The organism is Limosilactobacillus kribbianus, assembly GCF_026413145.1.
In the GTDB taxonomy this organism is placed as follows: domain Bacteria; phylum Bacillota; class Bacilli; order Lactobacillales; family Lactobacillaceae; genus Limosilactobacillus; species Limosilactobacillus kribbianus.
In genome coordinates this window covers 1-14,672 of the sequence record NZ_JAOVYZ010000048.1, presented here as the reverse complement: position 1 = coordinate 14,672, position 14,672 = coordinate 1, and the positions used below count along the sequence as shown (strand labels likewise).

Sequence of the window (14,672 nt, the reverse complement as noted above, 5' to 3'; positions counted from 1 at the left end):
TCAAATCAATTGGTATCTGAATTCCCGGCCACTTAAATGTCTTAACTGGCGCACACCAATCGAGATCTTCCTGCTTAATTTACGTCATTAAATTCGTTCAAGTTATTTCTTGCAATCTGCCAATTTTAAAAAGCAACGCTGTTTAAAGCAAAGAGTGAGCCTTCATTCACACAAATTGTGTAAATAAAGGCTCACTCTTTTGGTATCCCAAATGTCAATAGCTTAACTTAATGACATTGGTTTTTCCATCACTAAATTTATAATAGAATCGATGCTAAAGGGCACGATTTGTGATCAATTCGCGCTGGGGAGCGTCTTTTACGCAGCGGTCGCAAATCAACTGAACCGCGGGAAGTGTTGAATTAGTTTCGTGCAATATGGAACTTCTTTCATATGATAACGTTCAAAAAGCCGCGCTCACCAAAGTTGGCAAGTGCTGCTTTTAAAAATTATGGTTCTATTGTGGCTTTTCTCCACAGCAAGATTAGTTGCTGCTGGAAGAGTTGGACGTTGAACTCGTGCCCAGGCTACCGTTCGTGGTGCTGTTGGAGTTGAGGTAATCGTCCAGGATGTTCTTTTCGTCGTTATCCTTGATGGAAACGTTCCCCTTCTTCAGGACGTTGGAAACCACCTTGTGCAGGAAGGTGCTATTGTTCATGTTTTGCTGAACAATCTGGTTCCGCAGGCCACTGATATGCTGGCTCTTCTTCCCCTTAGCCGGGTGTTCGATCATGTAAATGACCTGGTAGCCATCGTCGGTCTTCACTGGCGTCGTGGTGTATTCACCAGTCTTCAGCTTGAAGGCCGCCTTCTTGTAGGCAGAGTCAAGTTGCGTGTCGGTGTTGTCGAAGGCCGCAACCTTCCCACCGTTGTTCTTGTTGGAAGAGTCGGTGGACTTGGACTTCGCCAGCTTCTTGAAGGTCTTGTACTTGTTATCCGAGTTGTTCAGCTGATCGATGATGTCTTGCGCTTCGGACTTCGAACCAACCAGGATCTCAGCCGTCTTAACCTTTGGTTGGTACTTCTTCCACTGCTTGTTGATCTGCTTGTTGGTGATGTGGGAGTAGTCACGAACCGCTGCCTGAAGCAGAAGGTTGGACTTGATCTGTTGCTTCAAGGTCTTTTCCGTCAGGCCGTTTTGCTGCAGAACGGTGCTAAATTGTGACCCGTACTGTGACTTGTAACTGTTGTACTGGGCGTTGACCTGCTTGTCGGAAACCTTGCTGCCGTATTCCTTTTGCAGGACCTTGTCCAAGATCATCTGCTGTAAGACCTGCTTCCCTTGGCTAGTCTGCTTCATGCTACTGTAATATTCACTCTCGGTGATCTTACCACCGCTCGTCGTCGCAACGGCCTTGTTACCACAGGCTGCCAGCGGCATCATCAGTGCCACCCCAGCAACGATTGCTAATAACTTTTTGGATTTCAAGAAAACACATCCCTTAAAAATATTTTTTTCGAAAAGTATCACCCATCCAATATACCACACTTCACCGTCTGGTCCAGCACCGACAAGGAAATGTTAAGGGCATTTTCATAAAAAATTAAAAACTGGAAGATCGGCCGCAACCGTTCTTCCAGTTTAGTTAACGCCATTACTTGTCTTCCGGACCTTGTGGCATGATGTCGCTGTACAGGTCTTGCAGTGGCGAGGTAATGGTCTTGTTCAGCTGTTGGAGCATCTGGTCAACCTGCCGTTCATTGTTCATCAGATTCTGAACCGCCTTCTTGCCACTGATTTCCTTGGCCAGAGTTTGGATTGCCTTGATCTCATCGTCGGTTGGGTTTTGTCCCTGCATCTGCTTGCGCTGGGCAGTTGCCTGCATCGTTTGGAACTTCTTGAAGGATTCGAAAGCTTCCTTGTCTTCCTTCAATTCGTTGAAAGCCTTCTTCAGGCCGAGGAATTCTTGGGTTTCAACCAACTGGCGACTCATTTCGTTCGCCGTATCGTAAATATTTACAACCATGACTAGAAATCTCCTTTTCTACTACTTAAGTCTTTGTAATTGTATCATGTTTGCGGCCCTAATCAAAATAGGGATTTCACGCCGCTCCACCACTGCTTGGCCTTGTTGCCGAAGTTGTTAACCGATTGGTTGAATTGGTTAAGCATGTCGCCATCATTATTGAAGAGTGACTTCCAACCGCTGGACTTGCTCTTCGTCTTACTTGTGGCCCGGGTCTGGGCGTCCTTGACCGTGAATTTGGTTCCCGGCGTGTTGTCGAGGATTCCGGTCAGCTCGTTTTTGAAGAGGGCGTTAATACTGCGCTCGGTGATGTCGTTTAGGACGTGCCCCTTGTTGGTATCATCGTAACCTTCCCAGGTGGCAACTACTACATCCGGCGTGTACCCGACGATCCACTTGTCCCGGTCGTTGGACTCGTCCCCCTTGACCCCAGAATTGGTAGTCCCGGTCTTTCCGGCAACGGTATAGCCGCTTGGCTTAGCGGATTCACCCGTCCCGTGTTCGTAAACCCCGATCAGCATGCTGGTCATCTCCCGGGCCGTCTTGGCCGAAATGACGTGCTTGGTCTTGGTCCCTTTATTCTGGGCAATCACCCGTCCGGAGGCATCCTCAATCTTCGTGATGTAGTGAGCCGTTGGCATCTGCCCCTCATTGTCAAAGGTTGCGTAGGCGCGGGCCAGTTGTTGCGGTGAAACCCCCTTAGTCATTCCACCGAGGGCCAATGCCAGGTTCTTATCGCCCTTTTCCACCGGCAAACCAAATTTCTTGGCCATCTGGTAGCCCTGGTTGACCCCGATCTTGTTGAGCAGCCAAACGGCCGGGGCATTTAGACTCTCATAGAGGGCCTTGTACATCGGCACGCTGCCGCTGTAGGTATCATCGTAGTTCTTCGGCGTGTAGTTATTGGTCCCGTACGACTGCTTCTTGTCCTGGAGCGTCGAGTCGTAGAAGTAGCCGTGTTCCAACGCCGGCGCATAGACAACAATTGGTTTAATCGTTGAACCCGGTTGCCGGCGAATTTGCGTTGCCCGGTTGAAGCCCCGGAAAACGTGCTTGCCCCGGCCACCAACGACGGCGGTCACCCCACCGGTCTTCGGGTCCATGGCAATCGACGCCGACTGGACCTTAGTTCCGTCGGCTGAGTCCGCCGGGAAGTTGTCATCGTCATCGTAGGTCTGTTGCATCGAACGCTGCTGATCCTGATCCAAGGTTGTGTAAACCTTGTAGCCGTCATTCATCATGTCCTTTTCAGAGATCCCATATTTACTCTCGGCCTCGGAAATAACCGCGTCGAAGAAGTACGGGTACTTGTAAGTATCGTTTGGCACATAGCCATTCGTCACGCTCAGCGCCGTCTGCTTATAGCGGTTGGCCTCCGTCTGCGTCAGTTTGTTGTTTTCCACCATCAACTGCAGAACCAGGTTCCGGCGTTGCTTGGTAGCCGCCGGGTGTTCGATCGGGTCATAAATTCCCGGTGAGGTCAGCATCCCCGCCAAGGTAGCAGCCTGGGGAACCGTCAGCTCGCTGGCATCCTCGTTAAAGTAACGCTTGGCCGCGTCTTGAACCCCCCAGACGCCGTGACCGAAGTAGGCGTTGTTGAGGTACATCGTTAGGATATCGCGCTTGCTGTACTGGTTTTCCACCTCAATAGCAATGAAAATCTCCTTGGCCTTGCGCGAAAAGGTCTGCTGCTGAGTCAAAAAGGCATTTTTAACCAGCTGCTGAGTTAGGGTACTTCCCCCACCAGAGATGTAATCCCGGTGAAAGAGTTTGTTGCGGACAAGCAAGAAGGCCGCCCGTCCAAGCCCCTTGACTGAGAAACCGTGCTCGTGGTAAAAGTTGCGGTCCTCAGTCGAGAGGACGGCATCCGGCACGTTCTTAGAAATCTTGCTGAGGCTCACGTAGGTTCCTTTCTGGGCGTAAAGGCTCCCGGCCGATTTCTTGTTGCGGTCGTAAATGATGGTTGTCCGCTCCAGGCGATTCTTCAGGTTGCCAACGTCGGCCGTCTTGGCCACAAAGGTGAGGTGAATGCTCATCACCAGAAAGGCCGCCAGTAAAACAACAATAATCCACCTGGTCAGCTGATAACGGTGCCAGAAGCGGCGGGTCCAATTTCGCACCCGCCGGCTAACTCTTTTCGTTCCCGCCCAGATGCGTGCCCAGGCCGCCTTCAGCCACGCTTTTGCTTGTTCTTTAAAAGGTGTTTTTTGCGGTTCACGCTTCATTCTATTTTTCTCCGTTCATTGTTGACTGATTGTCATTTTAGCATAATCCACTGCCCGCACCATAACTTTTGGACAGTTTTTACCAATCTTTTCCCTTTCCGAACAGCAGGACGCTCATTTGCAAAACCCGAACATTAAAATCAACAAGTTTAAAAATAATTAATTTCCATCTTAATTTTTGGGTGATTATGTGGTAAAATCTGAACGTTAATAAGGAAATCGTTGTTGACGATTAATCAAACAAAGAGGAAGAAATTAAATGAATAACGACATTGAACGCATTTTAATCAGCCAAGACCAAATCGAGCAGCGTGAGGACGAATTGGCAACCGAATTGACCGCCAAATATCAGGACCAATTCCCAATTGTCGTTTCGGTTTTGACTGGTGCCATGATCTTTACCAGCGACATGCTGAAGCGGCTCAACTTTAAGCTCAACGTTGATCTGGTCGACGTTTCCAGCTATGCCGGCGCCAATTCAACCGGCGAGGTAGAGCTGGTTCAGGATTTAAAATCCAACGTCGCTGGTCGCCCCGTCCTTGTCATGGAGGACATCATCGACACCGGCCGCACCCTTGCTTACCTGGTCCAGCTGCTGAAAGATCGCGGCGCCAAGAGCGTGGAAGTCTGCGCCCTGCTCGATAAGCCCGAGCGGCGGGAAGTCGAAATTGACGGTGACTACGTGGGCTTTAAGACGCCAAACGAATTCCTCGTCGGCTATGGCCTGGACTACAACAATCTTTATCGTAACCTGCCTTACGTGGGGATCCTTAAACGGAGTGTTTACGAGCAATAATGACGTACAAAGGCTCGCCTGCTGGAAAATTTCCAGTCGGTGAGCCTTTTTGATGTATCAAAAAACGGCTGGCGCTACTTGGTGCCAACCGTTTTTGTTTTGACTTAAAATTACATTTCGTCTGGTGCCTGAACATCCAGCAGATTCAATGCGGACTTCAGAACATCGCTGACGGCCTGGGTCAGGGCCAGCCGTGCCTGTTGCCCTTCATCTTCGTCGAGGATCCGGGTGTGGGCGTAGTACTGGTTGAACTTCTTAGCCAGTTCCAGGGCGTACTTGGCAACAACGGATGGGTCGTAGTTGTCGGCTGCCCGCTTGATGGCTTCGCCGTACTGGCTCAGGAAGCTGATCAGGTCCCAAGCGGAATCGCCAACCTTGGTCAGGTCAACATCGCTGAAGTCCCGGATGCCGCCCTTCCGCAGGATACTCTCAGCCCGGGCACGAGCGTATTGAACGTAGGGACCAGTTTCCCCTTCGAATTTGACAACGTCTTCCAGCTTGAAGTTGACGGAGTTCCGCCGGTAGTTCTTCAAGTCATGGAAGATCACGGCCCCAACACCAACCTGCTTGGCAACCTCGTCGGCGTTCTTCAGGTCAGGGTTCTTTTCGGCAATTTGCTTCCGTGCCAGGTCGATAGAATCATTCAGCACGTCTTCCAGGGAAACAACATTCCCCCGCCGCGTTGACATCTTGCTCCCGTTCAGGTTCATCAGCCCAAATGAGATGTGGGTAATCTGGTCCCACCAGTTGAAACCCATTTCCTTCAGGGCCATCCGTAATTGACGGAAGTAGGTTTCCTGGTCGGCACCAACCACGTAGAGGGACTTGGCGTGACCGTACATACGCTTCCGGTAAAGGGCCGTGGCCAGGTCACGGGTGATGTAGGTCGTCGTCCCGTTGGACTTAATAATCAGCAATGGTGGCAGCTTGTACTTGTCGAGGTCAACAATCTGAGCCCCCCGGCTTTCCTTCAGCAGCCCCTTGTCACGGAGCAGTTGGATTGGTTCTTCCATCTTCTGAGCAGAGAAAGCTTCACCATTGAAGGAGTCGAACTGCACATTCAGCATGTCGTAAACCCGTTGGAACCGCTGAAGTGACATCTCCCGGAACCAGTGCCAAAGCCGCCATGCTTCTTCATCCCCGTGTTCCAGCTTAGCGAACCATTCACGACCCATATCGGTGTATTCAGGGTGTTCGTCGGCTTCGGTGTTAATCTTAACGTAGAGCTTAACCAGGGTGTCAATTGGGTCTTCCTTTAAGCCCTTTTGGATCTCCGGCTGGTCACCCCACATCTTGTAGGCCGCCATCATCTTCCCGAACTGGGTACCCCAGTCACCAAGGTAGTCGATCCGGATCAGGTTGTAGTTGACCTTTTCCAAAATCCGGGCAACGGCTTCACCGATCATCGTGGAACGCAGGTGACCAACCCCCATTGGCTTGGCAATGTTTGGTGAGGAGTAGTCAATCGTCACGTTGGCGTGGTGACCCAGGTCCTGGTTCCCGTAATTTTCGGGATCATTCAAGATTTCCTTTAAGATGTCGGAACCGACTTCCGCCTTGTCCAGGAAGAAGTTAATGTAAGGACCAGCGACGACAACCTTGTCGAAGCCCTGCATGTCGATCTTCTTGACCAGTTCCTGGGCAATCATCTGGGGTGCCTTGTGCAAGGTCTTAGCCAGGAAGAAGGTTGGGAAAGCATAGTCCCCGTTCTTTGCATCCTTTGGCCGTTCAATCTTGTCTTCAATTTCAGCAACATCCATGTCCGGCAATGCCTGCGCCAGTGCGTTTGCAACTTTTTGCTTTTCGTCCATTAATATTCCTCCTTGTATCAAAAAACGTCCCTAATAAGCACGTAACTTACTAGAGACGAGATTATTCCCGCGGTACCACTCTAATTGAATGAGAAATTCCACTCTTGATTATTAAACTACGCCTGCGAGGCACGCTTTCGTGATCGGCAGGTCCCTTCCTCACACCACTAAAGGGTCGCTGTCAAGTGCCGGATCACTACTACTCCCCGGTCATTGGCTTTAACACTGATTTATTATAACAAACTTTAACCTAATTACAAGAAATTTTGCCTTAATAATTACCATTATCCGGGGATATGCTAAAATTAATTATTAAGATCTCATGAAAGGATGATGTGAAGATGCAGGAAACAATTCAGGCCCTCACGATTGCCGGTCACGACTGCGACGGCAGTGCCGGGATGCCAGCCGACCTCCACGCCTTCTTTGCGGACGGGGTCTACGGTCACGGCATCCTGACCGCCGCTGTCGCCGGAAACTCTTATGACATTACCGCCCAGCAGGTCATGCCAGTCGATTTTATCGCCGAACAGTTCAAACAACTGGCCCGTGATTTTGATATTCGCGCGGCCAAGACGGGAATGCTGGCCAACGACGCGGTGATTGACGTCGTCGCTGACCACTACCGCGAAGAAGATTTCGGCCCCCTGGTTGTCGACCCGGTGATCATCACCAAACACGGGGCCATGCTGCTGGAACAATCCGCCTACGAACGTTTTCGCGAGCGAATCATCCCCCTGGCTACCGTCATCACGCCGAACTTCTTCGAGGCCCAGAAGCTGGCAGAAATGACTATTAACAGTCGAGCCGACCAGTTGAAGGCAGCCAAGAAACTGCAGGCACTGGGTGCGAAAAACGTTGTCGTTAAAGGTGCCCACCACCAGGAGCAGCAGGAGAATGTGGTTGACCTGGTCTTACTTGAGGACGGCAGTCATTTCTGGCTCACCAAGCCCTTTATTTCGACCACCCGGCTCAATGGAACCGGCGATAGTTTTTCTGCGATCATCGCTGCCGAACTTGCCAAGGGAAATGGTGTCTATAAAGCAGTTAGCCGGGCCAAGGACGCGGTTCACGCCGCTATCGCCCACCCGCTGGATGCCGGACACCGCTTTGGCCCAATCAATCACTGGGCCGCACAAAAAGAGTTAAAGTAAGGAGCTGAGTTTGATGCTTGATGAATATACCCATAAAGTCGTTCTCGTTGGTGACGGAGCAGTTGGTTCGGCCTTTGCCTTTGCGCTGCTCCAGTCGACCCACGAGATCGATGACCTGGTAATTGTCGATCGCAACAAGCAAAAGGCCACCGGGGACGCCGGCGACCTGGCCGACATTACCCCATTGACCAGCCCGGTACGTGTCCAAGCCGGTGAATACGCCGATGCGGCCAACGCGGACGTGGTCGTAATTACTGCCGGGGTAGCTCGCAAGCCCGGTGAGTCACGACTCGACTTGGTAAATAAAAATGTGGCCATCCTCAAGTCAATTGTTGAACCGGTCGTCGCCAGCGGCTTTAAGGGGGTTTTCGTAATCTCCAGCAACCCGGTCGACATCCTGACGACCCTCACGCAGAAGCTCAGTGGCTTCCCCAAGGAACGGGTCATCGGGACGGGAACCTCGCTGGATTCGATGCGCCTGCGGGTCCTGCTCGCCCATCGCCTCCAGCTGTCGGTCAACGCGGTCGATGCCCAGATCCTCGGCGAGCACGGTGACACCTCCTTTGCCGCCTTCAACGAAATCACTATTAATGGCAAGCCCCTGACTGAGCGGGTTCAGCTCAGCCAAGAGGACAAGGACCGAATCGAAGACGATGTTCACCAGGCTGGTGGCAAGATCATCGGCAACAAGGGCGCCACCTTTTACGGGGTTGCCAAGTGCCTGGCCTACATCACCAGTGCAATCATTGAAAACCGGAACGTCGTCCTGCCGATCTCGGCACCACTGGAGGGTCAATACGGGATCCATGATCTCTACCTCGGTTCCCCGGCCGTGATCAACAGTCAGGGGATCGGCCAGGTAATCGAGTATCCACTGACCCCCGAGGAACACGCCAAGATGGTCCAATCGGCCACCGCGATGCAGGCGGTGCTTGATAAAATTGAGTAAAGAAAAAGCGGCTTGACGGCCGCTTTTTCTTATTCAGTTTTTAACATCTTTAATGTTAATCGGACAAAAAAAAGTTATTGATTATCATTAATTTTTGCTGGATGTTGAAGCATTGTAAATACCGTTGCAACAATTAACACAACCAGAGCGGGAAAAGCCATAGCGGCAGTGATCCCAAAAAGTGCGCTACCGATGATGCCTAAAATAGGCCCTACTAAGGAGATTCCAGCCTTCTTAGATTTAACCAAAGCAACAATATTCAATACGACACCAATCCAAGCCATCAAATAAAAAAATGCGGCAGCCCCACTTGTCGCATTTCCACCACTTGTTGCATCAGAAACAGCGGTCCCAAAAATAACAAACCATGAGATACAAAATAAGACACAATTAATAATGTCAAAAATCCCAGTCCACATGTTTATCTTTAACTTCATACAAAAAATACCTCCCAATAATCAGCTTTTAGTGTCGTCAGGTTTTGGACAAGAACTACTGATAGACTATTCTCAGTAAATAGTTATTCCTTCACAAAGTTTTTTGCCAAGCAAATTCTTCTATAAGCCGTGACTAGTTAAATATAAAAACTCCAGACAGATGCAACCAGAGGCCAAGTTAATAAAGTATTGGCGTACCAACCTCTTTTATTTTTCTCTTTGCCACAACCATGTTGCCAAGCCAAGAAACTAACATATGCTATCACTGGGGCATAATGACATTGCCACGATGATGAACACCTATGCATGTTTGATCGACTTATACAAAGAGCACACTGATGATCAGATCATCACTGCTTTGAGTAGCTTGTGAAATGTTAGGTGCGCTTAACTTTTTTCACAAAGTCGAATTTAATGTGTGCAGGATGTGTGCAGACTTTATTATTTTCTGTGATTCTCCATAACTAAGAAAAAGCACAAATCCTTTAATGTCAAGGGTTTGTGCTTTTCTATTATTCCGGGTTGCTCTGTAATTATGCCCCAGACAGGATTCGAACCTGTACATGGAAATCCATACAACGACCTGAACGTTGCGCGTCTGCCAGTTCCGCCACTGGGGCAATCTATTCAATTAATTTTACATCAGCATTGCTACCGATGAATGCCCCAGACAGGATTCGAACCTGTACATGGAAACCCATACAACGACCTGAACGTTGCGCGTCTGCCAGTTCCGCCACTGGGGCAATTCATTTAATTAAGTTGCTCACCTAAGCAACGATATTAATTATATCTAATCTCCAGAAAAAAGCAAGCACTTTTTTGAAAAAATTTATTTTTCTAAAACCAACCAATAATTACCAGCAGTGCCACGACCAATGCAACCGTCACTCCGTAAGCGCGGTTCGGGTCGCCAAAGGTCTCCCGCTTCAAACGGAAGTTTGTCTCCATTAGAATATCAACCAGGATCAGATAGATAATCCCGATCAGTTTCAGCCACCAGTATGCTGAGAGGGTCAAAATAAAATGAACGATCGCCACCGTCAGCAACACGAAGAAACAAATCCGGGCAATCACCAGCCAGTTACTGACGATCTTTTCTTTCTTTGCCCGGCTGCCAAAGTGATTAGCAATAATTAATAACACCACCATTATGATCGCGATCATTCTCAGCATCGTGGCCACCTCCTCAAGGTTAATTTTATCATTCTTGGATTGCCAACGCCAGCAAGCTTCACACTTGAAAAAATTAATAAAACAGTGTAAAGTATACCGGTATTACGGACGATTATAACTACATAATGAGGTGAGACTTAGTGGCTGATTTCGAAATTGGTGACGTTGTTAAGGGAAAGAAGTTCGGTCCCATGGATCATGACTTCACTGGCGTCGTCGAAAAAGTTTATAATAACTCCATCATGGTTTCCATCCAGGATTTTGATCCGGCAGACAAGAGCGGTGTGAACGAACTAAACGGTCGTGCTGTTATTCGGCAAAAGGAAGCCAAAATGATCAAGGCAGTGCCGCGTGAAGAAAAAGACACGGATGAGGACGAGGAAAGCAAGAAAGCCCCTGCCAAGAAGGCCCGGGCAAGCAAGTCCAAGACAACCAAGAAAAAAACTCAAAAGAAATCCACAAAAAAGGCTGACAAATAGTTCAAAACGTTATATACTAGCTTAGTAAGTTATTTGAGCTAGTTATGCGGGTATAGTTTAGTGGTAAAACTCAACCTTCCCAAGGTTGCGTCGCGAGTTCGATTCTCGTTACCCGCTTTATCAGGTGAAGCAAATTGCTTCACCTTTTTTCATGCCTAAAATGAAGGTGGATTAGGTTCAATCCCTAATCCACCTTTTTGCGATTAATCAATTGAATTATAGTCCCGTAGCCGGTCACGACCAAAAACTTTGGCGCCACCTGTACGTTGGCTACCGTCGTATTAAAGCGAACGTTCACTACCCCGTCGGCCCCCTTGGCAGCGGCACGTTCCTTCAGCTTCTCCTCAACGGCCCCATAGAGCTGGTCAAACGATTCAAAGGCATCGATCGCCTCGCTCGGCAGCATTAGGTGACTAGTCGCATTGACAATTCCTAAAATGCGATGTGCCTGGGGAAAGGCCTCGGTTGATAAGAACATTTTCTTCACTTCCTTGTAATTCACTATATAACAAAAGGAACCGGATCAACTGATCTGGTTCCTTTTCAATAACTTACGGAAGGAATCTTGCCACTTTGCACTGGAACTAATTACATTACCATTCTCTTTGATTCTAAACTTCCGCAAAGTCGCATTTATATAACCCCTGCTGAAGTGCACCCCGGTGACCTGATTACAGAATATTTTGAATTCTAACTTTAAACGATGTTTCTGGTCACACTTGCGTTGCTTCTGCCTACTCCATAACTTCCTTCGGCGCTTCATCAGTGGGAGGATTCCATGACGGATCATGGCCTCTTTTTTTCTTCTTTCCTTCCACGTCTTTAATATACCATTTCATGGAAGCGATTACAAGCATTTTTTAAATTTTTAAGAGCATCGCGATCGCAACAATATTGTTGAGGGCGTGGAGACCAATCGAATTTCGTAGATCCCCTGACCGTCGATAAACATATGCTAGGACCATCCCCATGAAGCAGTATGTCGCAAAGCTAATCACATTAGTGCTAATGTGAGCACAAGAAAAAACGAGCCCCGACAAAATAATCTTGGGCCAGAAGCGGTCTGCGCGGAAAAATAGGTTAGTCAGCACCCCCCGAAAGATCAATTCCTCGGCCACCGGCGTCAGCGTGCAAGCTGAGATCGCAAAAACAATTGTGGCCAACTGATTGTGATTGAGCATGGATGCAATCGCCTGATTGTTGGCCGTTTGAGCTTGGTGGTAGATTAACTGGTTTAACTGTCCCAGCACGCTCATTCCGACCAAAAGGACCAGGTAGCCGCCGATAATCATCCCGGGCCGGATTCCCTGCTGCATTGGTCGCTGTAGATAACAATGATAAATCCGCTGTGCCCAGCCAATGATAAAGCCAAATAGCATCAGAAAAATTGCCAAGAGCAAAACCGTCAACCAGAGATTGTTCGGGTGTCGATTGGCAATGCTGATGGCGACCGGTGGTAGTTGAATCAGCAAAAACAGGATCAGCATAATTCCACACCGGTACAGAAAATTAAAAATATTGCCAAGCTTATTCATTTTCCTTCTTCTTTTCCGCCTCCCGCTTCTTTTTCAGTCGTCGATAGCTCCGCTGGGCCGTCACCCGGGTCACCCAGAGGTTGGCGACAACAAAGCCGGCAATCCACAACAAGTACATCCAAAAGCCTGTAATGATGTGAGCAATCGTCAGCCACACCAGGAGCGCAAAGATTAGAAAGGTCGGAACAAGAATTTTGATCAGGTATTCAGCTTTCATTATTTTGGTAAACCTCGTTTTTTCCATTCAGTGTACTCGAAAACAAAAGTGAACGCAATCCTTGCCCGGGCTGCGTCCACCGTTCCTTAATCAAACTTAATTAATTGCTCTTGGCGCGGCACCGTAGTGCTATCCCGCACCACCAGCTCAACCGGAAAGCGCCGAACTTGTTCGGTGGCGTGCTCATCGTGAATCTTACTGAGCAATAATTTAGCGGCACCGGCCCCTAGGTCGAGGATTGGCTGCCGAACCGTCGTCAACCGTGGCGAAACATACTCATCCATATAGATATCGTCATACCCCATGACCGACAGCTGCTGTGGGACCTTAACCCCGCGTTCAGCCAGTCCCCGCAATAAGCCGATCGCCATGTCGTCATTGCCGGCAAAAACCGCCGTAGCATCACTCTTTAAGACCGCCGCCGTGGCTGCATAGCCGCCGGGGCGACTCAGCGGTTCAATGACAACATCGCGTTCTTGGTCCAAGTGGATATCGTTTTTCTCCAGGGTGTCATAGAATCCCTTCAGTCGTTGGGTAAAGTTCTCACTCTGCTGCTGCGGGCGCAAAACCACCAGGCGTTGGTGACCTAGATCAACCAGATGTTGCGCGGCCAGGCTGCCGCCACGATAGTCATCCGTCAAGACCCGGGTCCCTTGCTGCGCGTAATTCTTATCAAACAGGATGTACGGAATATCGCGATTGCCAATCAACCGGTCGATGGTCGCCGTCGTCATCGTCACACTGGCGATGATCAGCCCGTCAATTGACCGGGAGATCATTTGCGAGAGGTAGCTCTGCTCCAATTCCGGGTCCCGGTTGGCACTGAAAATCAATGGAATCATCTTTTCATGCTGGGCAACCTGCTGGACCCCCTTCACAAAGGTTCCGAAAAAGGGGCTGCTGATGTCCGGCACCAGCACCCCGATCATGCTCGACGACTTGCGAAGGATTAGACTCCGGGCATTGAAGTCCGGCACGTAGCCATATTGATCCCGCAATTTCAAGACGCGATTTTGCGTCTCCTTACTAAAGCGGGCTCCCTTCCCATTTAGAATCTGTGAAACCGTGGTCACCGAAACGCCGGCCAGCCGCGCAATGTCACGAATCGTTACTTTTTTCCCCATTTTCGAACCTCACCCAACTTTTATTTTCTAGTAATAACTTTATATTATTCAGCGCCGCGATTCAATCAGTCTTCGGGAAAAAGATCTTGTAAAATCTGTTGACCAGTGGCCGCCTGGGCACCACGAGTTCGAACATAGTCCACCTGGGCTAGCAGAACGGAGTATTCCCAAAGCGAAGACAAGTCGTGTTCGTTAAAATAGTGCATGGTTAGTTGGATTCGATCGAGTTCGGTCAGCCGCCCCACAAAGTCGTCACTCCCCTTGTACTTCCGCGTGCCGATTACCACCGGTAAATCGTGGTTGAAGGAGTCCTGGAGAACGTTTTGTAAAAGATTGCCCTGCGTAATCGCCGGGTGTTGGTCTAAGAACCGCTGAACCTGCCAGGTATCGAAATAGTGGTAACGGTGAGCAACTTTGGTCTTTTCTGACACGGTGAGCAGGTAGTCGGTCCCACGCGCCGTGTAGAGAATACTGGCCACGCGAATCACAATCAAGCCGTTGATTTTGCCATCCCAATCGATGCTGATCAGCATGCAAAAGGTCGGATCCAGCCCGACTACAAAGCCGACGTTAAAATAGTCATCATCGGGAAGGTTATGAACCTCAATTAAAGTTCCCTGCTGTTTAGCAATGGCAAGCTGTTCGCGGACCTGATTCTGGGTCATTTTTTCCACAAATTATCCTCCTCGTATTCTATAAATATATCCTTTCGGATTTTGCTACTATACAACTTGTTTTCTGGTCACCGCATGATAACCTCTAATTATCATTGGCTTTGGTCAACTGGTATAGGTTAAATTCT

At 49.2% G+C, this 14,672-nt stretch carries 16 protein-coding genes and 3 tRNA genes; 5 read left to right on the top strand and 14 right to left on the bottom strand.

What is annotated here, in order from left to right; all coding sequences use genetic code 11:
• Positions 1-484: 484 nt before the first annotated feature.
• The 4 genes from OCT58_RS08635 to OCT58_RS08620 all read right to left on the bottom strand — a co-directional run bounded on the left by OCT58_RS08635 (position 485) and on the right by OCT58_RS08620 (position 4,192).
• Positions 485-1,429, bottom strand: a complete 945-nt coding sequence (locus OCT58_RS08635; protein ID WP_267202463.1) for a peptidylprolyl isomerase — start codon at positions 1,427-1,429, stop codon at positions 485-487.
• 38 nt (positions 1,430-1,467) lie between these two features.
• Complete coding sequence (locus OCT58_RS08630; RefSeq protein WP_267202462.1) at positions 1,468-1,596, bottom strand: hypothetical protein; 129 nt, start codon at positions 1,594-1,596, stop codon at positions 1,468-1,470.
• Positions 1,596-1,967, bottom strand: a complete 372-nt coding sequence (locus tag OCT58_RS08625) for a YlbF family regulator (RefSeq protein WP_267202461.1) — start codon at positions 1,965-1,967, stop codon at positions 1,596-1,598. The genes OCT58_RS08630 and OCT58_RS08625 overlap by 1 nt, the downstream gene beginning before the upstream one ends.
• 62 nt (positions 1,968-2,029) lie before the next feature.
• On the bottom strand, positions 2,030-4,192 hold the full coding sequence (locus OCT58_RS08620; protein WP_267202460.1) for a PBP1A family penicillin-binding protein: 2,163 nt from the start codon (positions 4,190-4,192) through the stop codon (positions 2,030-2,032).
• 259 nt (positions 4,193-4,451) lie between these two features.
• Here OCT58_RS08620 and hpt point away from each other — a divergent pair, with 259 nt between their 5' ends.
• Positions 4,452-4,988: a hypoxanthine phosphoribosyltransferase gene (hpt, locus tag OCT58_RS08615; protein WP_267202459.1), complete on the top strand. Its 537-nt coding sequence runs from the start codon at positions 4,452-4,454 to the stop codon at positions 4,986-4,988.
• A gap of 110 nt (positions 4,989-5,098) precedes the next feature.
• Here the strand turns inward: hpt and argS are convergent, their stop codons facing one another.
• Positions 5,099-6,799 carry an arginine--tRNA ligase gene (gene argS, locus OCT58_RS08610; RefSeq protein ID WP_267202458.1) on the bottom strand — a complete coding sequence of 567 codons (1,701 nt, stop codon included), beginning with the start codon at positions 6,797-6,799 and terminating at the stop codon, positions 5,099-5,101.
• Positions 6,800-7,140: 341 nt separating this feature from the next.
• Between argS and thiD the strand changes: the two genes are divergently transcribed.
• Together thiD and OCT58_RS08600 are read left to right on the top strand one after the other, a co-directional pair.
• Positions 7,141-7,953, top strand: a complete 813-nt coding sequence (thiD, locus tag OCT58_RS08605) for a bifunctional hydroxymethylpyrimidine kinase/phosphomethylpyrimidine kinase (protein WP_267202457.1) — start codon at positions 7,141-7,143, stop codon at positions 7,951-7,953.
• A 13-nt stretch (positions 7,954-7,966) separates the two neighbouring features.
• On the top strand, positions 7,967-8,902 hold the full coding sequence (locus OCT58_RS08600) for an L-lactate dehydrogenase (RefSeq protein ID WP_267202456.1): 936 nt from the start codon (positions 7,967-7,969) through the stop codon (positions 8,900-8,902).
• A gap of 74 nt (positions 8,903-8,976) precedes the next feature.
• On the opposite strand, the gene OCT58_RS08595 is transcribed toward OCT58_RS08600, so the two are convergent.
• The 4 genes from OCT58_RS08595 to OCT58_RS08580 form a co-directional block, all read right to left on the bottom strand.
• The gene (locus OCT58_RS08595) at positions 8,977-9,339 is read right to left on the bottom strand and encodes a transporter (protein ID WP_267202455.1); all 363 of its coding nucleotides are present in this window, start codon (positions 9,337-9,339) and stop codon (positions 8,977-8,979) included.
• 536 nt (positions 9,340-9,875) lie between these two features.
• Positions 9,876-9,959 (bottom strand) — tRNA-Leu (locus tag OCT58_RS08590).
• Positions 9,960-10,001: 42 nt separating this feature from the next.
• Positions 10,002-10,085, bottom strand: a tRNA-Leu gene (locus OCT58_RS08585).
• Between the two features lie 94 nt (positions 10,086-10,179).
• Entirely contained in the window at positions 10,180-10,515 is a 336-nt protein-coding gene (locus OCT58_RS08580) for a hypothetical protein (RefSeq protein WP_267202454.1), read from the bottom strand.
• A 140-nt stretch (positions 10,516-10,655) separates the two neighbouring features.
• On the opposite strand from OCT58_RS08580, the gene OCT58_RS08575 reads away from it, so the two are divergent.
• Positions 10,656-10,994 carry a hypothetical protein gene (locus OCT58_RS08575; RefSeq protein WP_267202453.1) on the top strand — a complete coding sequence of 113 codons (339 nt, stop codon included), beginning with the start codon at positions 10,656-10,658 and terminating at the stop codon, positions 10,992-10,994.
• 46 nt (positions 10,995-11,040) lie between these two features.
• Positions 11,041-11,111 (top strand) — tRNA-Gly (locus tag OCT58_RS08570).
• A gap of 67 nt (positions 11,112-11,178) precedes the next feature.
• Here the strand turns inward: OCT58_RS08570 and OCT58_RS08565 are convergent.
• The 5 genes from OCT58_RS08565 to OCT58_RS08545 form a co-directional block, all read right to left on the bottom strand.
• Complete coding sequence (locus OCT58_RS08565) at positions 11,179-11,472, bottom strand: heavy metal-binding domain-containing protein (RefSeq protein ID WP_267202452.1); 294 nt, start codon at positions 11,470-11,472, stop codon at positions 11,179-11,181.
• Between the two features lie 382 nt (positions 11,473-11,854).
• Entirely contained in the window at positions 11,855-12,529 is a 675-nt protein-coding gene (locus OCT58_RS08560) for a CPBP family intramembrane glutamic endopeptidase (RefSeq protein WP_267202451.1), read from the bottom strand.
• Positions 12,522-12,746: a hypothetical protein gene (locus OCT58_RS08555; protein ID WP_267202450.1), complete on the bottom strand. Its 225-nt coding sequence runs from the start codon at positions 12,744-12,746 to the stop codon at positions 12,522-12,524. Before OCT58_RS08555 ends, OCT58_RS08560 begins: the two co-directional genes overlap by 8 nt.
• 86 nt (positions 12,747-12,832) lie before the next feature.
• Positions 12,833-13,870 (bottom strand): ribose utilization transcriptional repressor RbsR, encoded by a 1,038-nt coding sequence (gene rbsR / locus OCT58_RS08550; RefSeq protein ID WP_267202449.1) that lies wholly within the window; start codon positions 13,868-13,870, stop codon positions 12,833-12,835.
• 65 nt (positions 13,871-13,935) lie between these two features.
• Positions 13,936-14,535 (bottom strand): hypothetical protein, encoded by a 600-nt coding sequence (locus tag OCT58_RS08545; protein WP_305069130.1) that lies wholly within the window; start codon positions 14,533-14,535, stop codon positions 13,936-13,938.
• Positions 14,536-14,672: the final 137 nt, after the last annotated feature.

Bases quoted from the DNA above. Each gene is read 5' to 3' on its own strand.
- OCT58_RS08630 (WP_267202462.1), bottom strand. From the start codon at position 1,596: ATGGCGTTAACTAAACTGGAAGAACGGTTGCGGCCGATCTTCCAGTTT.
- OCT58_RS08625 (WP_267202461.1), bottom strand. From the start codon at position 1,967: ATGGTTGTAAATATTTACGATACGGCGAACGAAATGAGTCGCCAGTTG.
- OCT58_RS08620 (WP_267202460.1), bottom strand. From the start codon at position 4,192: ATGAAGCGTGAACCGCAAAAAACACCTTTTAAAGAACAAGCAAAAGCG.
- hpt (WP_267202459.1), top strand. From the start codon at position 4,452: ATGAATAACGACATTGAACGCATTTTAATCAGCCAAGACCAAATCGAG.
- argS (WP_267202458.1), bottom strand. From the start codon at position 6,799: ATGGACGAAAAGCAAAAAGTTGCAAACGCACTGGCGCAGGCATTGCCG.
- thiD (WP_267202457.1), top strand. From the start codon at position 7,141: ATGCAGGAAACAATTCAGGCCCTCACGATTGCCGGTCACGACTGCGAC.
- OCT58_RS08600 (WP_267202456.1), top strand. From the start codon at position 7,967: ATGCTTGATGAATATACCCATAAAGTCGTTCTCGTTGGTGACGGAGCA.
- OCT58_RS08595 (WP_267202455.1), bottom strand. From the start codon at position 9,339: ATGAAGTTAAAGATAAACATGTGGACTGGGATTTTTGACATTATTAAT.
- OCT58_RS08580 (WP_267202454.1), bottom strand. From the start codon at position 10,515: ATGCTGAGAATGATCGCGATCATAATGGTGGTGTTATTAATTATTGCT.
- OCT58_RS08565 (WP_267202452.1), bottom strand. From the start codon at position 11,472: ATGTTCTTATCAACCGAGGCCTTTCCCCAGGCACATCGCATTTTAGGA.
- OCT58_RS08560 (WP_267202451.1), bottom strand. From the start codon at position 12,529: ATGAATAAGCTTGGCAATATTTTTAATTTTCTGTACCGGTGTGGAATT.
- OCT58_RS08555 (WP_267202450.1), bottom strand. From the start codon at position 12,746: ATGAAAGCTGAATACCTGATCAAAATTCTTGTTCCGACCTTTCTAATC.
- rbsR (WP_267202449.1), bottom strand. From the start codon at position 13,870: ATGGGGAAAAAAGTAACGATTCGTGACATTGCGCGGCTGGCCGGCGTT.
- OCT58_RS08545 (WP_305069130.1), bottom strand. From the start codon at position 14,535: ATGACCCAGAATCAGGTCCGCGAACAGCTTGCCATTGCTAAACAGCAG.